This window comes from Paenibacillus sp. GM2FR (assembly GCF_002803325.1).
Lineage (GTDB): Bacteria > Bacillota > Bacilli > Paenibacillales > Paenibacillaceae > Paenibacillus_AQ > Paenibacillus_AQ lautus.
Map to the genome: position 1 here is coordinate 692,509 of NZ_MKZM01000010.1, position 18,115 is coordinate 710,623.

Here is an 18,115-nt window from a genome sequence, read left to right on the forward strand (position 1 = left end):
GTTAGGGAGGAACAATACATGAAACGTAGTAAACGTAATCTTCGCAGGCTTTCCGCCGCCGGGCTGCTTGCTGTTCCGATCGTGTTGTCCGGCTGCGGCGTGTTTTCCGGGAAGCAATCGGAGGCGATTGACCCGCCGCCTGCGCAAGTGGAGAAGCAGATGCTGAACACAGCCGGATCCACAGCGGCACAAGGAGACATTGGCACGCAGACAACGGTTTATCTTTCGGATGCGCGGGGAATGCTGGCACCTGTAACCTTAGGTATTCCGAAGGTAGAAGGCGCAAGCGCCGTGAAAGAATCTCTTGAAGTGCTGGTGAACGGAGGACGCTATGCGGGCTATGTTCCACAGGGATTCCAGGCGGTATTGCCTGCCGGTACGCAGATCCATAATGTGACGGTCGATCCGGAGAGCAAATTGGCCGTCGTTGAATTCAATAAATCCTTTACGGAGTATCAAGCGGCAGATGAACGAAGAATCTTGGAGGCGTTGACGTGGACGCTGACGGGACACGAAGGCATTGAGTCGATGCAGGTATGGGTGGACGGAGTCAAACTGACCGAAATGCCGGTCAATCACACGCCGTTGGACCGTCCGCTTTCACGTGCGATGGGGATCAACCTTCAAAAGGCGGATGACGCATTGTACACTTCCTCTTCGCCGGTCACCGTCTATTTCTCTGCAGTGACGCCTGAGGGCATTCAGTATTATGTACCTGTTACGAGACTTGTTCCAACCGGACAGGATGCGGTTAAGGCTGCCTTGAACGAGCTGATCCGGGGACCGCAGTACGGGGATGGGCTTGTCGAGGTCATCCCGGATGATACCACCGTTGCATCGGTCGAAAAAGGAGAGGACGGCGCTGTCACCGTATCGCTTCAGGACAGCATGTTTGAGCAGGGAGAGCAGGTTCCAACCGAACTGCTGCAGGCCGTCGTGTTAACCGTAGCCGAGAATTCGGACGATGCGAAGGTCAAAATTCGGATGAACGATCTCTCTGAGGTGGTTGGAACGGATAGCCGCAATTATAGCGAGGCTGTTAGCCGTCCGGAGTTCATTAACGAAATTTCGATTTGATGCTTCACGACTATCTTTGAAATATGCGCCGGAAAAGGTGCTTTTGTGCCTGCACTTTGGTAGAATAGGGAATGCTAATCAGGATTGCGATAAGAAGTAGGAGGCAGAAAACATGAGATCTAACGGACGTAAGAGCGATGAGCTTCGACCGATGAATTTATCGACCCATGTGAATAAATATGCGGAAGGCTCCGTGTACATCGAGATGGGAGACACCAAGGTGCTGATTACGGCGACCGTGGATGAGAAGGTTCCCCCGTTTCTGAAAGGACAAGGAAAGGGCTGGGTGACGGCTGAGTACTCCATGCTGCCGCGCGCAACACAATCCCGCAACCAACGGGAAGCCAATCGCGGTAAACTCAGTGGCCGGACGATGGAAATTCAGCGGCTGATCGGCAGAGCGCTTAGGTCTGTTGTGAATCTGCATGCTCTTGGCGAGCGGACAATTACGCTGGACTGCGATGTAATCCAGGCGGATGGCGGAACGCGGACCACCTCCATTACAGGAGCATTTGTAGCTTTAGCCATAGCGGTAAATAAAATTGCAGAACAACATAAACTGGCGGTATTTCCGATTACGGACTACCTGGCCTCCATTAGCGTGGGCATTGCAGGCGGACAGGCGCTGCTGGATCTGAACTATGAAGAGGATTCCAAAGCGAAGGTGGACATGAATCTGGTCATGACCGGAAGCGGCAACTTCGTTGAGGTCCAGGGAACTGGCGAAGAGAGCCCGTTTTCTCGCGAAGAGCTGGATCAGATCCTGGAGCTTGGTGAACAGGGAATCCGCGAGCTCATCGAGCGTCAGCAGGAAGCACTTGGCCCAATCGCAGCTAAAATCGGTTCCGTGAATGCGGGTACTGGAGTATAGTCCCATGACATTGACACTTGGAGACACGCTAATTGTAGCTACCCGCAATCAAGGGAAAGTCAAGGAATTTGCGCATGCCTTTGCTGCTTTCGGTACGGAGGTCAAGAGCATGTACGATTACCCTGATCTGCCGGATGTCGTTGAGGATGGAGCAACGTTTGCAGCCAATGCATTTAAAAAAGCCAAGGCGGTTGGCGACGCACTGGGATTGCCTGTCCTGGCTGATGATTCCGGATTATGCGTGGATGCGCTGAATGGCGCGCCCGGCGTTTATTCCGCACGATATGCCGGCGAGCACGGAGCGGACGAGGACAATAACGAGAAGCTGCTCGGTGAACTGGAACAATTAAGGCTCGGTGAGGATACGGAGCAGCCTTTGTTAAGTCCGGCCCGATTTGTCTGTGTGCTGGTGCTGTATGATCCGGTCTCCGGAGAAAAGCTTGAGGCCGAGGGGAGCGTTGAAGGCTGGATTACGTCGGATCCGTCCGGAAAGGGCGGTTTTGGCTATGACCCGCTGTTCTACCTGCCAAGCCATGAGAAGACGATGGCCGAGCTTTCCATGGAGGAGAAGCAGGAGATCAGCCATCGGGGAAATGCCCTGCGCAAGCTTGTAGCGGACTTGCAGGCGCGATAACCGAATAGGGATGCTATAAAAAGAAACCATACCGGCCTACTGCTGGTATGGTTTCTTTGATTTTTCGTAAACCATAAGGACTTAACGTATGGATACGTTATACTCTTTGAGCCAGAAATGAACCTGGGCCAGGTAGGCAAACAGCTGCGGACCGGACATCAATTGACCGAACCAAGGGAGATTGGAGGAAGCATCCGGCGAAGAAGCCAGCTCCCGGATCCGTGCCGTATCGATGAGCGGAAGCAGCGGCGAAGAAGGATCGTCCAGAATGGACAGCACCTGCGCTTTGACGGCTGCCAGATAGTTCGGATTGTGAGTTTTTGGATACGGGCTTTTTTTGCGGTACAGGACATCTTCCGGAAGCACACCTTCAAGAGCTTTGCGGAGAATGCCTTTTTCACGGTCGCCTGTCGTTTTGATGCTCCAAGGAATATTCCACACATAGTCGATCAGGCGATGATCGGTATAAGGTACGCGGACCTCCAGTCCAACGCCCATGCTCATCCGGTCCTTGCGGTCGAGGAGCGTTGGCATGAAGCGGGTGATATTGAGATAGGACATGACCCGCATTTTGGCCTGCTGCCCGGTCTCCCCGTCCAGCTTCGGCACTTCGGCTACTGCATCGGCATAGCGGTCTCCGAGGTATTCCAGCGGCTTGATCCAGTCCCGAATCTCGGCAGACAGCAGTCCGGCTCTCATATCCGGGGCGACAGACCATGGGAAAGTACCGGAATTCAGCATTTCTTCCCGGTGGAACCAAGGGTACCCGCCGAATATTTCATCAGCGGCTTCACCGGATATGGCGACGGTCGCGCCTTTTTTAATTTCACGGCAGAAGAGGAGCAAGGAAGCATCAACGTCAGCCATTCCCGGGAGGTCCCGCTTCTGCGTAGAGACATCCAGCGCTTCGACCAGTTCGGGCGTGTCGAATTCGATCCAATGGTGGTTCGTGCCCAGCTCCTCGTGCATCCGTTTGATCCATGGCGCATCCGCACCCGGCTGGAAGGAATGGGATTTAAAATGTTTGTTGTTGTCCACATAATCGACGGAGTAGGTGTGCACTTGTCCTTGGCCCGTCCGCTTGTAGTAATCGACGGCAAGCGAGGAAAGCGCGCTGGAATCAAGCCCGCCGGATAACAGGGAGCAGACGGGTACATCGGATACCAGCTGACGTTCAACGGTGTCGCGCAGAAGATCGCCCAAGAAGCTTGCCGTCTGATCCGCATCATCCTCATGGGGCTTGCTTTCCAGCTTCCAGTAGGTATACTTGCGCAATCCTTCCCGGTTAAAGATCATGGCCATACCTGGACGAAGCTCTGCGATATCCTTGTAGACACCGTGTCCCGGAGTTCGCGCAGGGCCGATAATAAACACTTCCGCAAGTCCCTCGGCCCCAACCACAGGCTCCACTTTCGGATGCTGAAGCAATGCTTTCGGTTCCGATCCGAATACAAGCGTTCCGTCAATGTAGCTGTAGAACAGGGGTTTTACCCCCACCCGGTCCCGAGCCAAAAATACCTGTTCCCGCACGCTGTCCCAAATCGCGAATGCAAATATTCCATTGAGGCGTTCCAGACAATCGGGGCCCCATTCGATATAGGAGACTAACAAAACTTCCGTGTCGCATTTGGTATTGAAACGATGACCGCGTCGTACCAATTCGTCTTTAAGCTCCGCAGCATTATATAATTCCCCGTTATATACAATGGCATAGACTTCCTCTTCCTGATGAATGATCATCGGCTGAGCGCCATTTTCGGGGTCGATCACGCTGAGTCTTCGGTGACCGAATGCGCACGGGTTGGAAATCCAGGTGCCGGATCCGTCAGGTCCGCGGTGAGCCAAACTTTCTGTCATTTTTACCAGCAGCTGCGAATCCTGCGTCAAATCGCCGCTCCATTGTATAAAACCGGTTATTCCGCACATGACGGTTCATCCTCTCTTTGTCTTTGTCATACGCTGTCCCATCTTTTTAATCCTACGTCGCCAAAGTGATACAGATATATGCCGAAGGAAGGCATAAAATGTCTGTCCTTTTACGAAAACTAAGAAAGAGGACGAATATCAAAGCGAAGGAGAGATGCGTCCATGAATAAGTCGACCTACTATGTTTCCGTGCAGAGCCGCTCTGTGTTGACCGAACAGGGAGCGAGCGCTTATGAATGGGAGATCGAAGCAACGCCCGAAGAGGCGGATCAAGTTCGGATTGAGCTGGACATGATGCAGGAGAAGGACGAAGAAATGACAGGGTACTTGTTTCCTTGGCCGGATACACCGCAACAAAACTCCAATGCCCTGTTTCAATCCTCCCTGGACAAGGTGTACCGGACCATCTACGAATTAGGAACACCAGCCACTCGCCAGCAAATGGAAGAGCTCCGATTGCTCTCCGATTTGACATGAAAACAATAAGGATCGTGCAGTCCCTGCACATCTTGATGAAGGAGAATGTATGATGTATGCAATCAGAGATGCAAAAATCCGCCGGATTACGGAAGTAAATGGCGCCCCTTGCGCTGAGGTTGAGGTCTATCCAGCAGCGGAAGGAGAAAGTGCATTGCTGGCTTATCTGACGCCATCTTCCCCGCTGGGAGGCTATGAGCTGGTGAAAATCGTGCGCAGCAACGCCAGCATGGAGGTGGATTGGTTCGACAACAGCATGCATGATGCCTTTGTTGATGCCACGGACGAAGCGTTCGAGAACACTGTTCAATCCACCGCGGAGGAAGAACGGGATGCATTCAAGCAGCAGCTGCTTTCTACAGGCCAGCTATATGAGCAGCTGAACCAGCGGCTCAGCGAAGGCCCCCAATATTTTTAGAGATATACAAAGAGCGAAGAGATCTGTCCGATTCCCGTCGGCAGATCTCTATTTTGTAAGCTCTGGTTAATGCCGCCATACCATCCTTTCATATATAAAAGAACTTCAGTTATGTCTGTGCTTTCGAATGATATCCTCGTCTAGTTCCATAAAAGGCCATGCAGGATATTCCACCGGCAAACGGCTTACTTCATCCAGTCGAGAAAGCTCGGCTTCATCCAGCATTAACCCGCTCGCTCCCAAACTATCTTGCAGCTGGTCTGTACGCTTAGCTCCTACGATAACGGTGGTGACCGCTTGTTGATGAAGGAGCCACGCAAGTGAAATTTGGGCGACAGTGGCCTCATGGGCTCGCGCAATATCTTGAAGCACATCGAGAATCGGGTATACCTGCTCCGTATCAATCGGTGGAAAAGCCAATTTAGTGTGGCGGTCCTCGGAGCTTCCTTGATGCTCACGCGTATATTTACCGGTCAAAAACCCGCCCGCTAACGGGCTCCAGACGATTAGCCCCATTTGCTGATCCCTTAAGGCAGGGATAATCTCCCTTTCGATCTCCCTTGCGGCGAGTGAATAATACGATTGGCTGCTTTTGAAATGATGCAAACCGTTAAGTTAGAGATGCCGCGGGTTTTCATGATTTCCCAACCGGTCATGTTGGAATTGCCGATGTACCGGATTTTTCCGCTGCGGACCAGGTCATCCAGCGCACGGAGTGTTTCCTCCCAATCGGTTAATTGATCCGGATTATGAATTTGATATAAGTCAATATAATCGGTATTTAGGCGCTTAAGGCTTTCTTCTACCTGACGAATGATATGCAGCCGTGAAAGTCCGATATCATTGGGGCCCGGACCTGTTCGCGCACGAACTTTCGTTGCAATCAATGCTTGATGCCGTTTGGATTTTAGTGTTTTGCCGAGAATCTCTTCAGCGCGGCCTTCAGCGTAAGCATTGGCGGTATCAAAAAAATTGACACCTGCATCCAGCGCCAGATCTACGAGATATCCTGCTTCCTTCTCGTCCAGTGTGCCGAACATTCCCCATTTGGCCCCTCCGCCAAACGTCATCGTGCCGAGTCCAATCTCTGATACCAGCACACCTGTATTACCAAGTAAATTGTATTTCATCTCTTTCCAGCCTCCTATCATTTGTTTTACACTAAGGGAGACGTCGGTCTGTTGGAATGGACGCAAAAATCACGCGAATTATTTTTTTGAATATGCCGGAGGTGAGCTTTCTGATGGATGCAGCAGCCATTTGGACGGAGTACCATGAGCCTGTCAAACGGTTTGTCATGACTAGGATTCGGGAGCGGGCTGATGTGGATGATATTGTGCAGAATGTGTTTATGAAGGTCCACACCCATGTCTCTGATTTAAAGGATGAGGAGAAACGGGGTCCCTGGATATTTCAGATTGCCCGCAACAGCATCGTGGATCATTACAGGAAAATTCGGCCTGGAGAAGAACTGCCGGAACAGTTATCTGTTGTCGATGAATATACAGAGATGGATTATGATCAAGAAGTGATTGCCTGCTTTCAGTCCGTGCTGCCGTGCCTGCCGGATAAATATCGAGAAGCTCTTGAATTGACCGAATATAAAGGCATGTCGCAAAAGGAATTGAGTGAACATTTGGGGATATCCTACTCCGGTGCCAAATCAAGAGTGCAGCGTGGGAGAGAGATGATGAAAGAGCTGCTTACAGGCTGCTGCCATATTGAATCGGACGCATACGGGAATATCGTGGATTTTCGGATCGTGTATGACGAACCGCAGCCGATAAAAAAAGGTATGAAAAAGTAAAGCTTGGTGTTTTCACCAAGCTTTTTCTTTTGGATCTAAATGCTAATCTGCCAGCAGCGGACCTATTATTGTGATCTAATAAATGATAATAATCCTATATAAACAATAGTGTGTTTACGTAGTTCTGCAAAATATGTCGAAAAAAGATAGGAGTCTTGTCGATTCCGATTTAGCTTCGGTAGGGAGTATGGACCACCCGGAACTCTTGATTATGAAAGAGATACAAATAGGGCTTTCCCTCTATATGATTACTGGAGAATCATCCCTATAATGTTGGATTAGCGTCAACTTCTAACATACTAGACAAGGGGAGATTGAAATTGGGTAGATTGAATAAACATATGGTCAAGCTGTGGGGAGCGGGTGTCCTGGCGTTGTCGCTTACATTGGGCTCCGTCCAAATGCCGGTAAGCGCGGAACCCGTACAGAGCGTCACGGTTCTGGAGTCCACGCATGAGCTGGTGAACGGCAAGATGCGCGTAACTGCGGATATTCGCAACGGAGGAACCGGTGCGGAAGCAGGATTCTATGTCGTGGGTTATGATGAAAGCGGCAAAGCGCTTGAGGTTGTCGGTGATTCCGAATATATGATGAGTGACGAAATCGGTACATATGAAGTGGATCTGGACAGCGGCAGCCGTGTTAAGCAGGTGGAAGTCGTTCCTGCAGGACCCGCAGGCGATCAAGCACAGCTGCTGGCTTCAGGTTACTATACGAATACCAACGTGATCAACGTATCGGGCGTCGTGCAGAATTCAACGGTCGGGCACAATGTAGGCATGCTCGCGATAGGTTATGATGCTTCCGGTAAGGCGGTTGAAGTGACATCAGCGGACAGCTATTTTGGCGGCAGTGATGTCGGCACCTTCGTCGTACAGCTGAAAGCAGCGAAACTGATCAAAAGCGTAAAGGTATCCGTTATCGATCCGGTTGAAGATGCCGTGAAGCTGCTTCAAACAGGCAGCCGCCTGGAGAACGGAAAGCTTGTCGTTACCGGCTCGATTCAGAACCGGAATAAAGGCGGACAAGCCGGCGTGATTGTTGTCGGCAGCAACGGCAGCGGCAAGGTTTTGGAAGTCAATACGACCTCGGGATACCTTTCATCTAACGAAATCGCGAATTTTCAGGCTGAGCTGGAAGTAGGCAAAGCCATCAGCGATCTCAAGGTGTTCCTGACAGGAAACAGCCAGACTCCGAAAATCATAGCCGAGGGCAGAACGACCATCAACAATAAACTTGTCGTTACGATCGGTGTGGAGAACGGGGATGTGTCCCAACGAATGACCGTGAAATCAACGGCGTATGATGCGAAGGGGCGCTCCTTGGGGACGGATACGGATTCCATGTTCATGACAGCCAATGAAACGACGACTCTGCGCATTGATTATGATACGCGTGTCAAAAGTGTGAAGCTTAAATATTATGACCAGTCCGGCAAAGAAATCGGAGAGGCGCCGATCCGCATCAAAATCAACGGCCAACTCCAATCCTATGCACAGTCACCGGTCATGGTAGGGGGAAGCGTTCTTGTCCCTATGCGCCCGATCTTCGAATCCCTCGATGCCTCGGTCAAATGGGATCAAAAGACGCAAAGCGTTTCTTCCAGCAAAGGATCTACCCAGATCAAGCTGAAGATGGGCTCCAAGCAAGCGGTTGTTAACGGGAAAAATGTCGCACTGGATTCGGCGCCACGGATGGTGAAAGGCACCACGATGGTACCGCTTCGTTTTGTGGCATCCGCGCTCGGCTGTGAAGTGAAGTGGGACGGCAATGAAAAAATGGTACTGATTACAACGAAATAACACAACAAGGACCATGCGGTTAAGCGCATGGTCCTTTTAAAATGAAAAATGCTCAATAAGCATACTCCCTCAGCACTTGAATACCCATGATCACGTTATAAACAAATGCCCCGAAGTAGATAATGCCGAACAGGATAAGGTATCCGATGACGGAACCGAAGGACCCTGAGGTTACGGCCATGTAAATCAGAGGTATCGCTGCTATGACGGGGAATATGTGGGAGAACAGGGCGCGACGGGCGTGCTTGGCAACATAGGCGTCCGGGGAAAAAATCCATACGATGACAGGAAGGATGAAGGGTGCAAAGAAGATGCTGAAATACGATAATGAGGATAAAAGCTGTCTCATGATATCACGCTCCTGAAGTCATTTTCATGATATACATATTACCCAGTAAGCCCGCTCCTGATTCTGTTTTGAACCATTCCGAAAAAAAGTTCTTTGAAAAATACAAAAGATGCGATATAATATACTTCGTTACTGTTTAAAAGATTTTCATACATATATGTCCCAGTAGCTCAGCTGGATAGAGCAACGGCCTTCTAAGCCGTCGGTCAGGGGTTCGAATCCCTTCTGGGACGTAAAAGAAAGAAGCTGCCAATCCTGGCAGCTTCTTTGCGTATTCCAGAAGGGTAATGAACCCCAACTTTGGGGTTCGTCGGAGCATAGGCTTCGGGAGGAATACTTCGCAGTCGGCCTGGAAGGCCGTCCCCCGACTGGGACAAAACGTCCCGTGAGGATGAGAATCCCAATTAGGGTACGCCTGCGCTAAACTTCGTAAGGATTACATCGCAGTCGGCCTAAAAGGCCGTACCCCGACAGGGACGGGAGCGTCCTGATATAGCTTATGTTGGAGAAGTTTCTGACATCCTAGCGTTTTCGTCTTATAATAGAAGGAAAAAGTATTTTACGAACTATATTGAGGAGGCATCGAGCTTGCAGCTTACTAAAATATCACAGAATACCGCCATTTTATTGGAGCATGCCAGAAAATCGGGGCTGACTTCCTCCGAACTGCTGGAGGCTGTGCGCTCGGGTGAGGTAGACAGATTCCAAGTTGCGAACAATGGTCATTTTCACTACGAGGAACTGTTTTCTTATGCAAACGAGCATGGGGAAGATTTGGAGAAGGCCGTCAGCGCGGGATACAAAATTACGTTTAATACCCGCAACGGGTTGAAGATCTGGCTGGAGGAAGCCTTCCGCATCAGCTCGGAATCCGATTTTAGTGTAGGTGAAGGCATTATTGAGGGGCTGAAGCTCCAAGAGGAGCAGGTCGCTCGCTTGAAAGAAGCGTTGGCTGTCAATTGGACCCTGCAGGAAGAGCCGGCAGCAGATGGCGTCCAGGTCAGACTGGCCGTCAGAGGGTTGCAATAATATAAGATAGCCACCGTACGTATTCGCAGGAATAGTATGGTGGCTTTTTTTATAAAATATGATCCGCTAATTCTTCAGAGGGAATTTACATCCGGCTCGGTGTAGGCAGTCCCAGGACCTCCAACGCTTCGCCAAGCGTGTTCTTGAATAAGGAAGTGAGCCATACACGGAACTGGAGCACTTCATCCGCCGATTTCAGAATCGGGCATGCCGAATAAAAATTGTTAAACAAGGAGCACAGCTCATAAGTAAAGTTACAGATGGCGCTTGGAGATAGTTCCCGTCCGGCGGCGTATAGGGTATCATGCCAGGTGCTGATATGGCGAAGCAGCGCATGCTCCGCTTTTTCCATCGCAGGGAACCGGGCAGGCACCGACGGCGTAACACCGGCTTCTTGAGCTTTATTGAGCACGCTGAGTGCACGCGCATAGGAGTAGAGCAGGTATACCCCCGTATTTCCTGATATTTCAGTCGCCTGTTTCAGATCGAACACCACCTCGGTTTGCAGTGCAAAGCGAAGCAGATAGTAACGGATGGAGGCGGCTGCGATCGTATGACTGGACAAACCGTTTTTATCGGAACGGGTGTCTTCGATGAACTTGGCTACTTGGTGGATAAGCTCGGTGATTTTAATTCCGATTCCCTGACGCCCGGACATCGCATAGGACGCTTTCCCATCGGAAGTATCGATTCCGAGATCCGCAGCCGCAGAAGGGCTTAACGAAACGACGCCGTAGCTGACATGACGGAGCTTGTCGGCCTCTTTTTGGAATCCTAGGCTTTCCAGCGCCTGCTTTACCATTGCCTGCGGGTACTGCTGTCTGTAGTCAATGACGTTGATGACTATGTCTGCTTTGCCAAAAGTGAGCTGCTCGCCATGGGTGCTCGTCGTCCAAACCTCGTCTGTGAATTTTTTATATACAAAATCGTTGGAGAGCACACCGTATTTCCACAAATGATAGGCGATGTCTTTGGCAGTGTAGGTCAGTATGCCATTCGAGCGTACCAGCACTTTATCCATGCTGTGGTCTGACTCGGGATCGTCCCCGGCTTCCGCTCCTGTTTGCTTGAGCACCCAACAGCCAGCAAGTTTACCCTCGGTTTCCTGATGGAAGAGGGGCGTGTTCTTCAACAGCTCGAACGCCGACGCCCAGAATCCCTCTCTGACAATGCTGCTCTCCCACACAAGCAGATCATAGTCAATGCCGAACTGCTTCATTTCTTCAAGATGCTCTTTAACGATTCGCTCAGCCACGAGCAGTCCGATCCAGGATAGATTCTGGTTGCCCTCTTCCAGTGCGTGCAGAACCTCGGTCCGATGCTGAACCAGCCCAGGTTCTCTTTCATAGGCCTTATTGGTGCTTGAATAGACGTCCCAGCAGTAATCGCCGAACCGGGCATGTTCCTTGGACAGCGGCGTGTGGAGCATCCCGACCACCGTATCTGCCAGTTGATTGCCAAGGTCGTCGATATAATTATGAACCTCCACCTCGTAACCAAGCTTCCTCATCAGCCTGACCAACGTATCCCCGATACAGGAGTTTCTTAGATGGCCGATATGGGCGGATTTGTTCGGATTGATGGAAGTATGCTCAATGACAATCTTCTCGTTTGTTGCCGGAGGCAATTCAAAGCGATGCCCAGCCCAATATTCCCAATCGATACGCAGATTCATAAAACCTGGGGCAACAATCTCCGTAGCATAGACAAGCTGATTGTAGGACGTATCCTGCTCAAGCTCGGCTTGAATCAGCTCGGCAATGTGCAGCGGAGGCTTACGAAGCAGCTTTGCTAGCTGCATCGCAATGTTGGTGGCGTAATCCCCATGCTCCATGCTGGCAGGCTGCTCAACCCGGACTGGAGTGGAATCCGGCAGTTTGGCGCCCGAAGCTTCACACACCTGGTTTACTGCTTGTTGAAGGCTCGAAGTAATCAAATGACTTAACACGTTAAATCCCCCTTTCAAAATAAAAAAACACGTCGGAAAAATCAAAAAAAGCCCTCATCTCCTAAAGAGACGAGGACTTGTGCTCGCGGTACCACTCTTGTTGTTAAACCGATAGGGTTTAACCACCTTTATACGATAACGGTGTAAGCCGGGGCTCCCTACAGCATTTCACTTCGGAAGGCCATCTCCTGGGTCCGCTTCACGGCCGACTTTGTACCGGTTTCCACCCTCCCGGCTCGCTTGGACTAAAGTCAAGTGCAGTTACTCTCCCAATCAACGAAAATAATATCTTCAAGTTTTTTTCATATTATAACCATTCTATTTAGAAAAGCAACCCCCAAATGACTAAACCTTCTCTGCAAAGATTCGCAGGCGCCTGTAATCTGCGTAAAATGCATCCTCATGCCAGAGCGTCGTTTGGGCAGCTTGGCTGATGCGGGCAATTGCTTTGTCCTTCTCGCCGGCCGAGAATCCAGCGAAGAAGTGATCGCCAAAATGTTGCAGCCAATGCTTCATACCGTCCTTGCCCTCAGGCAGCTTTGTGGGACGGTCGAAGTGATGGGCGACATGCACCCGGAACCCTTGGGATTCAAGCAGGCTGGCATACTGGCCAAGACTAGGAAAATACCACGGATTCCTGGTGTCGGCATCGATTCCATAATGATCGGCGAACACCGTTTTCAAGGCTTGATAGATTCCGTCGATATTCCCCTTGCCTCCAAATTCCGCGACGAATCGGCCGCCGGGTTTGAGGGCTCCATGGACGGAGCGTACCACGCCTGCAGCATCCTTCATCCAGTGCAGGGCAGCATTGGAGAAGACGGCATCATACGGCGTTTCGGTTTCGAAGTTCTCTCCGTCTCCGGTCAGAAACGAAAGCCCGGGGTATTTGCTTTTTGCGCGTTCAATCATTTCTGCCGAATAATCCATGCCGGTTACGTATGCACCCGAAACGGATATTTCATAAGCCAAATCACCGGTCCCGCAGCCCAGGTCGAGAATCCGTTCTCCGGGTTGAGGCGCAAGAAGCTCTACGACTCCTTTTCCATAAGCCGAGACAAACGATAACTGCCGATCATAATCGTAAGCTTTCCATACTTGCTCTGACATAACAACACCCCTTCACCTATGAATTATCCTCATTGTGACATGTTTATCTTATAATTAGAAATATATAAATGTGATAATGTTGATAGGTTTTATCAATAAATGAACGGACAAAAAGCCGCTGAGCAGCGGTTTTATGTAGAACCTTATTTGACGGCAACCAGAAGAGCGCCAACGGCAATGAGTGCAACGCCAGCTGCGTTAATCCAGGATATCTTTTCTCCAAGAAACACAAAGGCAAGAATGACCGCGATGACAACGCTCAACTTATCGATCGGACCTACCTGCGATACTTTGCCGTATTTTAGCGCGAGAAAATAAAACAGCCAGGACAATGCCCCCGCGATGCCGCTGAGCACAATGAAGCTTAATGCTTTCTTCTGAACCAGAATGTCACCGAGTTCCGAGAACTTCCCCTGAACCCCCACGACCCCAGCAGAAACAATGCCATGATGACAGAGCGAATGGCCGTTGCCGAGTTGGCATCGATGTTTTGCAGGCCGATTTTTCCGAAAATGGCGACAAGTGCCGCCGTGACCGCAGACAGCAATGCGTATACAAGCCATAATGGCAATGCGGATCTCTCCTTCCTGATAAAGATAAAGTCTCTGATTAATGCACCGGATTCCTTTATAATAGTATAGAGCAATTTTTACGATATCATGAATTCTCAAGGGATAAACGATTTGGAAGGGACTGGATGAAAAATGACGCATTATATAGCGCCTTACGCAGAAGAGTTTCATGATCGACTGGTGGAATTATGGCTTCATGCCGTATCCCAAACGCACGATTTCCTGACGGAGGAAGATATCGGGTTTTACTATGATATGATGCAAAACGGAGCGCTGAGATCCATGGAGATCTGGGTCTGCTTGAATACGGAACAGGAACCGATTGGATTTATGGGGCTGGATGGCTCCAAAATTGAAATGCTGTTTGTGGATCCCCGCCATCACGGTCAAGGTACGGGAACGACACTGATAAGGCACGCCGAACAGCTGAAGGGGCGGAGGCTGCAAGTCGATGTGAATGAACAGAACCCCAAGGCCCATGCCTTTTATAAAAAATACGGATTTGTGCAAATCGGCCGCTCCGAGCTGGACGGCTCCGGGAAGCCGTTTCCGCTTATTCACATGCAGCTGCCTTATCCAATCCGATGAAAAAGGGAGGTGCAGCTAAACTGGAGGAATCAAAGTTTTTTCCGAGTAACTTGTCGTTTCGATATCCTTGGCGCTCCTATCAGAAGAGGATATTGGACGGGCTTGAGCATCATCTGAAGAATCGCCATCTGCATCTGGTGGCGCCCCCGGGTTCGGGAAAAACCGTTCTGGGACTGGAAGTCATGCTGCGAATAAATCGGCCCACCATTATATTAGCTCCCACGCTCACCATTAAGCAGCAATGGGCAAGCCGCCTCGTGGAACTGTTCCTTGATGAGCAGGACCAGCCCGAATGGATCTCTACTTCGCTCAAACGACCGGCCTTGGTAACGATTACGACCTATCAAGCCCTTCACAGTCTGCTAAGTGCGGCAGGCCAGCAGACGTCTGCGAGGAAGAAAAACTCGGCGGAGATGGAGCATGTGGTTCAAGCCGGAGATGAGAACCGCGAGTTTTCAGATACGGGCATGGAAGGCTCTGAGGCGGAGCGGGTAGGGAGTGACAGTGACCGCGAGGATGATATCACGGACGGCACCGAGGCACAAGCAGCTCTGGAACTGTTGAAGGAACGGGGATATCATACCGTCATTTTTGACGAGGCGCATCATCTTCGGATGTCTTGGTGGCAAAGTGCCATGCAGCTATGCGAAATGTTGGATCAGCCAACGAAAATCGCGCTTACGGCGACGCCGCCATACGACGTCAATCCGAGGGAATGGCAGCGATATATCGACCTTTGCGGTCCCATCGACGAAGAAATCAGCGTCCCCGAGCTAGTCCGCCATGGGGAGCTTTGCCCGCATCAGGATTACATAAGCTTGACGATGCCTACTCAAGAGGAGGCAGCTAAACTAAGGGAGTTTCGGCTGCAGGCAGCGCAGGTCAGAGACGAGCTGGTGCGGGATCAGTTTCTGGCAGACCAAATCGCCAATCATCCCTGGATTGCACAATCCGAAACGTACATGGAGGAAATTTTGTCCTCGCCGGGATATTACTCCAGCATGGTGTTTTATCTGCGTGCTGCCAATCAGCCGATCTGGAAGGACGCAGTGAAGCTGCTCGGCTTGAAAGAGAAGGAAACGCCCGACTTTTCTGAGGAGTGGCTGGAGGAGCTCCTTGGCGGCATCCTGTATAAAGATACACATATAAATGGCGAGCTGCCGGAGTTAAAGACTTTGCAGAAGAGGCTCAGTCGGTTGGGCATGATTGAACGTCGTAGGGTATATATGCGTTCTACACCTGCCTTTGACAAAATGCTGGTCCAAAGTGTCTCTAAATTGCATGGGATCAGCCGTATTCTTGAATTCGAGCGTTCCATTCTGGAAGATAGCTTGCGGATGGTCATCTTGACCGATTATATCCGCAAGGAGGACCTGCCGAAGGATGTAGATGACGAGAAGCCGCTGAATCGGCTCGGCGTTGTCCCTATTTTTGAGTTGATCCGAAGGCAGCTAGCTCAGAAAAGCGGTTCACAGCGCGAGCACGAGCTGCCCATAGGCATTCTGACAGGCTCCTTTGTTGTGCTGCCGGTAGCGGCTATGCCTTTGGCCACGGCTTGCGCCGAACGGCGAGGGCATCGTTTATCGGAGCGACCCCTTGAACACGACAGCCGCTATGTAACGATTGATGTTCGTGATACGAATCGCTCGGCCATTGTCGCAATCATAACGGAAGTGTTTTCCGAGGGAGAAATCCAAGTGCTGATCGGTACAGCGGCTCTTCTGGGTGAGGGTTGGGATGCTCCCGGAATCAATTCCTTGATCATGGCATCGTATGTAGGCTCGTTCATGCTATCTAATCAGATGAGGGGACGGGCGATTCGCGCCCAGCGCGGGAACCCGGATAAGACCGGAGCGATTTGGCATCTGGCATGCGTAGATACAGCCAAGATCGATGGCGGCGAAGATTTGAGCTCGCTTGGGCGAAGATTTCGTTCTCTTGTCGGTTTATCGATCTCGCACCAGACCATAGAGTCGGGCATGGAGCGCATGGGGCTTGACCTTCGGAAAGGGCAAACCGCAGGAAGCATTAACGACTATAACCGCGACACATGGGAGCGAGCGAGGCAGCGGAATCTTCTGAAGAAGCGTTGGGATTCGGCGATTGCCCTTCACAGCTCCATGACGGAAGAACTGACGGCGGATCGAGAGAGTATCCCTAGGCCTGTAGTGTTTGCTCATACGGTGAAAGCCGTCCTCATTTTTGCCGTTGGTTTGGGGCTTGGTACCTTCACCGAGGCGATGACGTCACCGCGTTTGCTTCAATCGGACGCGCCGGTCTGGTTCAACGTGCTAATCCCAGTTGCCGTTGCTTTGCTCGTATCAAGCCCTTGGATATATAAAGCCATCAAAATGCTGGTACGGCATCAGTCGCTGGAGCGGAGTATCCGGGAGGTTGCTCTTGTCGTTTATACGACTCTGTTCGATATGAAGCTGGTCGAATCCGAGCCCAGCATTCACCGGTTGAAAGCGGAGGAAGAGGGGGGAACCGTTGTGTGTTGGCTGAAAGACGGAACCACGCAGGAGAAAACACTCTTTCTGAATTCGCTGCAGCAGGTGCTGGACCCGATCGAGAACCCGCGTTACCTTCTATACCGTGAATCGCGCCGCTGGTTTGTGATCAAACGGGATTACCATGCCGTGCCGGAGGAAATCGGTCGTCGAAAAGAGCATGCCGAGCAGTTTGCCCAATTGTGGCGTAAGCATATCGGTCCGGCCGAACTGGTATACACCCGTACCCCCGAAGGAAGGAAAATACTTCTGACCGCGCGAGCGAAGGCGTTGTCCTCTATTTTCGTGAAGAAATCGGATCGAGTTAGTGCTTGGCGGTAGTACACCGACTGTTTGCAGAAGATGTAGAGCAAGTGGTGAGGGCTGCGTTGCCTTAACGGACTCAGGAGCCGTTAATTGAGGAAAAAACGCTCTTACAGATATGGTAGCGGACCTGAAGGCCGTTATTTACGAAAAAAAAGGGTGATTTGCCTGTAAATTAGCTAAATAACGGCTTTGGTGTCCGTTAAATTCTAAATTGGACCGTTTTTTCTGAAATAACGATCCTATGGTCCGGTAGAGTTTGTGGTGGGATGTTGGGGCACTGCTATGGAGTCATATGCCCGACTGTACCCCAGAAGGGATACGGCCTTACAGGCCGACTGCGAAGTAATGCTACCGAAGCATAGGCTCCGACGAACCCCTACCAGGGATTCTCATCCCCGTGGACGCAAAGGCACCGCCCTTAAAAGGCGGTGCCTTTTTTACGTCCCAGTCGGATTACGGCCTTCCAGGCCGACTGCGAAGTAGTCCTAACGAAGCGTAGGCTCCGACGCCCCCCTACCAGGGATTCTCATCCCCGTGGACGCAAAAACACCGCCCCTAAGAGGCGGTGCGTTTTTTACGTCCCAGAAGGGATTCGAACCCCTGACCGACGGCTTAGAAGGCCGTTGCTCTATCCAGCTGAGCTACTGGGACATAGAATTTTTTCGAGCAAAGAATATATTATCACATACGT

General features: G+C 51.0%; 16 protein-coding genes, 2 tRNA genes, 1 pseudogene and 1 other annotated feature. Of the genes and pseudogenes, 11 read left to right on the forward strand and 8 right to left on the reverse strand.

Features of this window, described 5'->3' with window-relative positions:
• Nucleotides 1–18: 18 nt before the first annotated feature.
• From PAEVO_RS28120 to PAEVO_RS28130, 3 genes are all read left to right on the forward strand, one after another.
• On the forward strand, nucleotides 19–1,077 hold the full coding sequence (locus tag PAEVO_RS28120) for a GerMN domain-containing protein (RefSeq protein ID WP_100540781.1): 1,059 nt from the start codon (nucleotides 19–21) through the stop codon (nucleotides 1,075–1,077).
• A 112-nt stretch (nucleotides 1,078–1,189) separates the two neighbouring features.
• Nucleotides 1,190–1,948 (forward strand): ribonuclease PH, encoded by a 759-nt coding sequence (rph, locus tag PAEVO_RS28125; RefSeq protein ID WP_100540782.1) that lies wholly within the window; start codon nucleotides 1,190–1,192, stop codon nucleotides 1,946–1,948.
• A gap of 4 nt (nucleotides 1,949–1,952) precedes the next feature.
• The gene (locus tag PAEVO_RS28130; protein ID WP_100540783.1) at nucleotides 1,953–2,582 is read left to right on the forward strand and encodes an XTP/dITP diphosphatase; all 630 of its coding nucleotides are present in this window, start codon (nucleotides 1,953–1,955) and stop codon (nucleotides 2,580–2,582) included.
• Between the two features lie 81 nt (nucleotides 2,583–2,663).
• Here the strand turns inward: PAEVO_RS28130 and asnB are convergent, their stop codons facing one another.
• A complete protein-coding gene (asnB, locus tag PAEVO_RS28135) occupies nucleotides 2,664–4,508 on the reverse strand; it encodes an asparagine synthase (glutamine-hydrolyzing) (protein ID WP_100540784.1) in 1,845 nt (614 codons plus the stop codon).
• Between the two features lie 162 nt (nucleotides 4,509–4,670).
• On the opposite strand from asnB, the gene PAEVO_RS28140 reads away from it, so the two are divergent.
• Together PAEVO_RS28140 and PAEVO_RS28145 are read left to right on the forward strand one after the other, a co-directional pair.
• Complete coding sequence (locus PAEVO_RS28140; RefSeq protein ID WP_100540785.1) at nucleotides 4,671–4,985, forward strand: hypothetical protein; 315 nt, start codon at nucleotides 4,671–4,673, stop codon at nucleotides 4,983–4,985.
• Between the two features lie 52 nt (nucleotides 4,986–5,037).
• Complete coding sequence (locus PAEVO_RS28145; RefSeq protein ID WP_100540786.1) at nucleotides 5,038–5,403, forward strand: hypothetical protein; 366 nt, start codon at nucleotides 5,038–5,040, stop codon at nucleotides 5,401–5,403.
• 105 nt (nucleotides 5,404–5,508) lie between these two features.
• On the opposite strand, the gene PAEVO_RS34750 is transcribed toward PAEVO_RS28145, so the two are convergent.
• Both PAEVO_RS34750 and PAEVO_RS34755 read right to left on the reverse strand, forming a co-directional pair.
• Nucleotides 5,509–6,009 carry an aldo/keto reductase gene (locus tag PAEVO_RS34750; RefSeq protein ID WP_207797543.1) on the reverse strand — a complete coding sequence of 167 codons (501 nt, stop codon included), beginning with the start codon at nucleotides 6,007–6,009 and terminating at the stop codon, nucleotides 5,509–5,511.
• Nucleotides 5,931–6,533, reverse strand: a complete 603-nt coding sequence (locus tag PAEVO_RS34755; RefSeq protein ID WP_207797544.1) for an aldo/keto reductase — start codon at nucleotides 6,531–6,533, stop codon at nucleotides 5,931–5,933. Before PAEVO_RS34755 ends, PAEVO_RS34750 begins: the two co-directional genes overlap by 79 nt.
• Nucleotides 6,534–6,646: 113 nt before the next feature.
• On the opposite strand from PAEVO_RS34755, the gene sigZ reads away from it, so the two are divergent.
• Both sigZ and PAEVO_RS28160 read left to right on the forward strand, forming a co-directional pair.
• Nucleotides 6,647–7,210 carry an RNA polymerase sigma factor SigZ gene (gene sigZ, locus PAEVO_RS28155; RefSeq protein WP_100540863.1) on the forward strand — a complete coding sequence of 188 codons (564 nt, stop codon included), beginning with the start codon at nucleotides 6,647–6,649 and terminating at the stop codon, nucleotides 7,208–7,210.
• A gap of 329 nt (nucleotides 7,211–7,539) precedes the next feature.
• The gene (locus PAEVO_RS28160; protein WP_243390965.1) at nucleotides 7,540–9,012 is read left to right on the forward strand and encodes a copper amine oxidase N-terminal domain-containing protein; all 1,473 of its coding nucleotides are present in this window, start codon (nucleotides 7,540–7,542) and stop codon (nucleotides 9,010–9,012) included.
• A 52-nt stretch (nucleotides 9,013–9,064) separates the two neighbouring features.
• Here PAEVO_RS28160 and PAEVO_RS28165 read toward each other — a convergent pair whose 3' ends face one another.
• Entirely contained in the window at nucleotides 9,065–9,361 is a 297-nt protein-coding gene (locus tag PAEVO_RS28165; protein WP_100540788.1) for a magnetosome magnetite crystal formation protein family, read from the reverse strand.
• Between the two features lie 159 nt (nucleotides 9,362–9,520).
• Here PAEVO_RS28165 and PAEVO_RS28170 point away from each other — a divergent pair.
• Both PAEVO_RS28170 and PAEVO_RS28175 read left to right on the forward strand, forming a co-directional pair.
• Nucleotides 9,521–9,594: transfer RNA gene (locus PAEVO_RS28170), tRNA-Arg, on the forward strand.
• A 355-nt stretch (nucleotides 9,595–9,949) separates the two neighbouring features.
• On the forward strand, nucleotides 9,950–10,390 hold the full coding sequence (locus PAEVO_RS28175; protein ID WP_100540789.1) for a hypothetical protein: 441 nt from the start codon (nucleotides 9,950–9,952) through the stop codon (nucleotides 10,388–10,390).
• 85 nt (nucleotides 10,391–10,475) lie between these two features.
• Here the strand turns inward: PAEVO_RS28175 and PAEVO_RS28180 are convergent, their stop codons facing one another.
• The 3 genes and pseudogenes from PAEVO_RS28180 to PAEVO_RS28190 form a co-directional block, all read right to left on the reverse strand.
• A complete protein-coding gene (locus PAEVO_RS28180) occupies nucleotides 10,476–12,338 on the reverse strand; it encodes an arginine--tRNA ligase (protein WP_100540864.1) in 1,863 nt (620 codons plus the stop codon).
• 62 nt (nucleotides 12,339–12,400) lie between these two features.
• Nucleotides 12,401–12,624: a binding site (T-box leader), on the reverse strand.
• Between the two features lie 59 nt (nucleotides 12,625–12,683).
• Complete coding sequence (locus tag PAEVO_RS28185) at nucleotides 12,684–13,448, reverse strand: class I SAM-dependent methyltransferase (protein WP_100540790.1); 765 nt, start codon at nucleotides 13,446–13,448, stop codon at nucleotides 12,684–12,686.
• A 143-nt stretch (nucleotides 13,449–13,591) separates the two neighbouring features.
• Nucleotides 13,592–14,019: pseudogene (locus PAEVO_RS28190) on the reverse strand (EamA family transporter).
• Nucleotides 14,020–14,152: 133 nt separating this feature from the next.
• Here PAEVO_RS28190 and PAEVO_RS28195 point away from each other — a divergent pair.
• Together PAEVO_RS28195 and PAEVO_RS28200 are read left to right on the forward strand one after the other, a co-directional pair.
• Entirely contained in the window at nucleotides 14,153–14,608 is a 456-nt protein-coding gene (locus tag PAEVO_RS28195) for an acetyltransferase (RefSeq protein WP_100540791.1), read from the forward strand.
• Between the two features lie 50 nt (nucleotides 14,609–14,658).
• Nucleotides 14,659–17,439 carry a DEAD/DEAH box helicase family protein gene (locus PAEVO_RS28200; RefSeq protein WP_243390966.1) on the forward strand — a complete coding sequence of 927 codons (2,781 nt, stop codon included), beginning with the start codon at nucleotides 14,659–14,661 and terminating at the stop codon, nucleotides 17,437–17,439.
• A gap of 562 nt (nucleotides 17,440–18,001) precedes the next feature.
• Here PAEVO_RS28200 and PAEVO_RS28205 read toward each other — a convergent pair.
• Nucleotides 18,002–18,075 (reverse strand) — tRNA-Arg (locus PAEVO_RS28205).
• Between the last annotated feature and the right edge of the window lie 40 nt (nucleotides 18,076–18,115).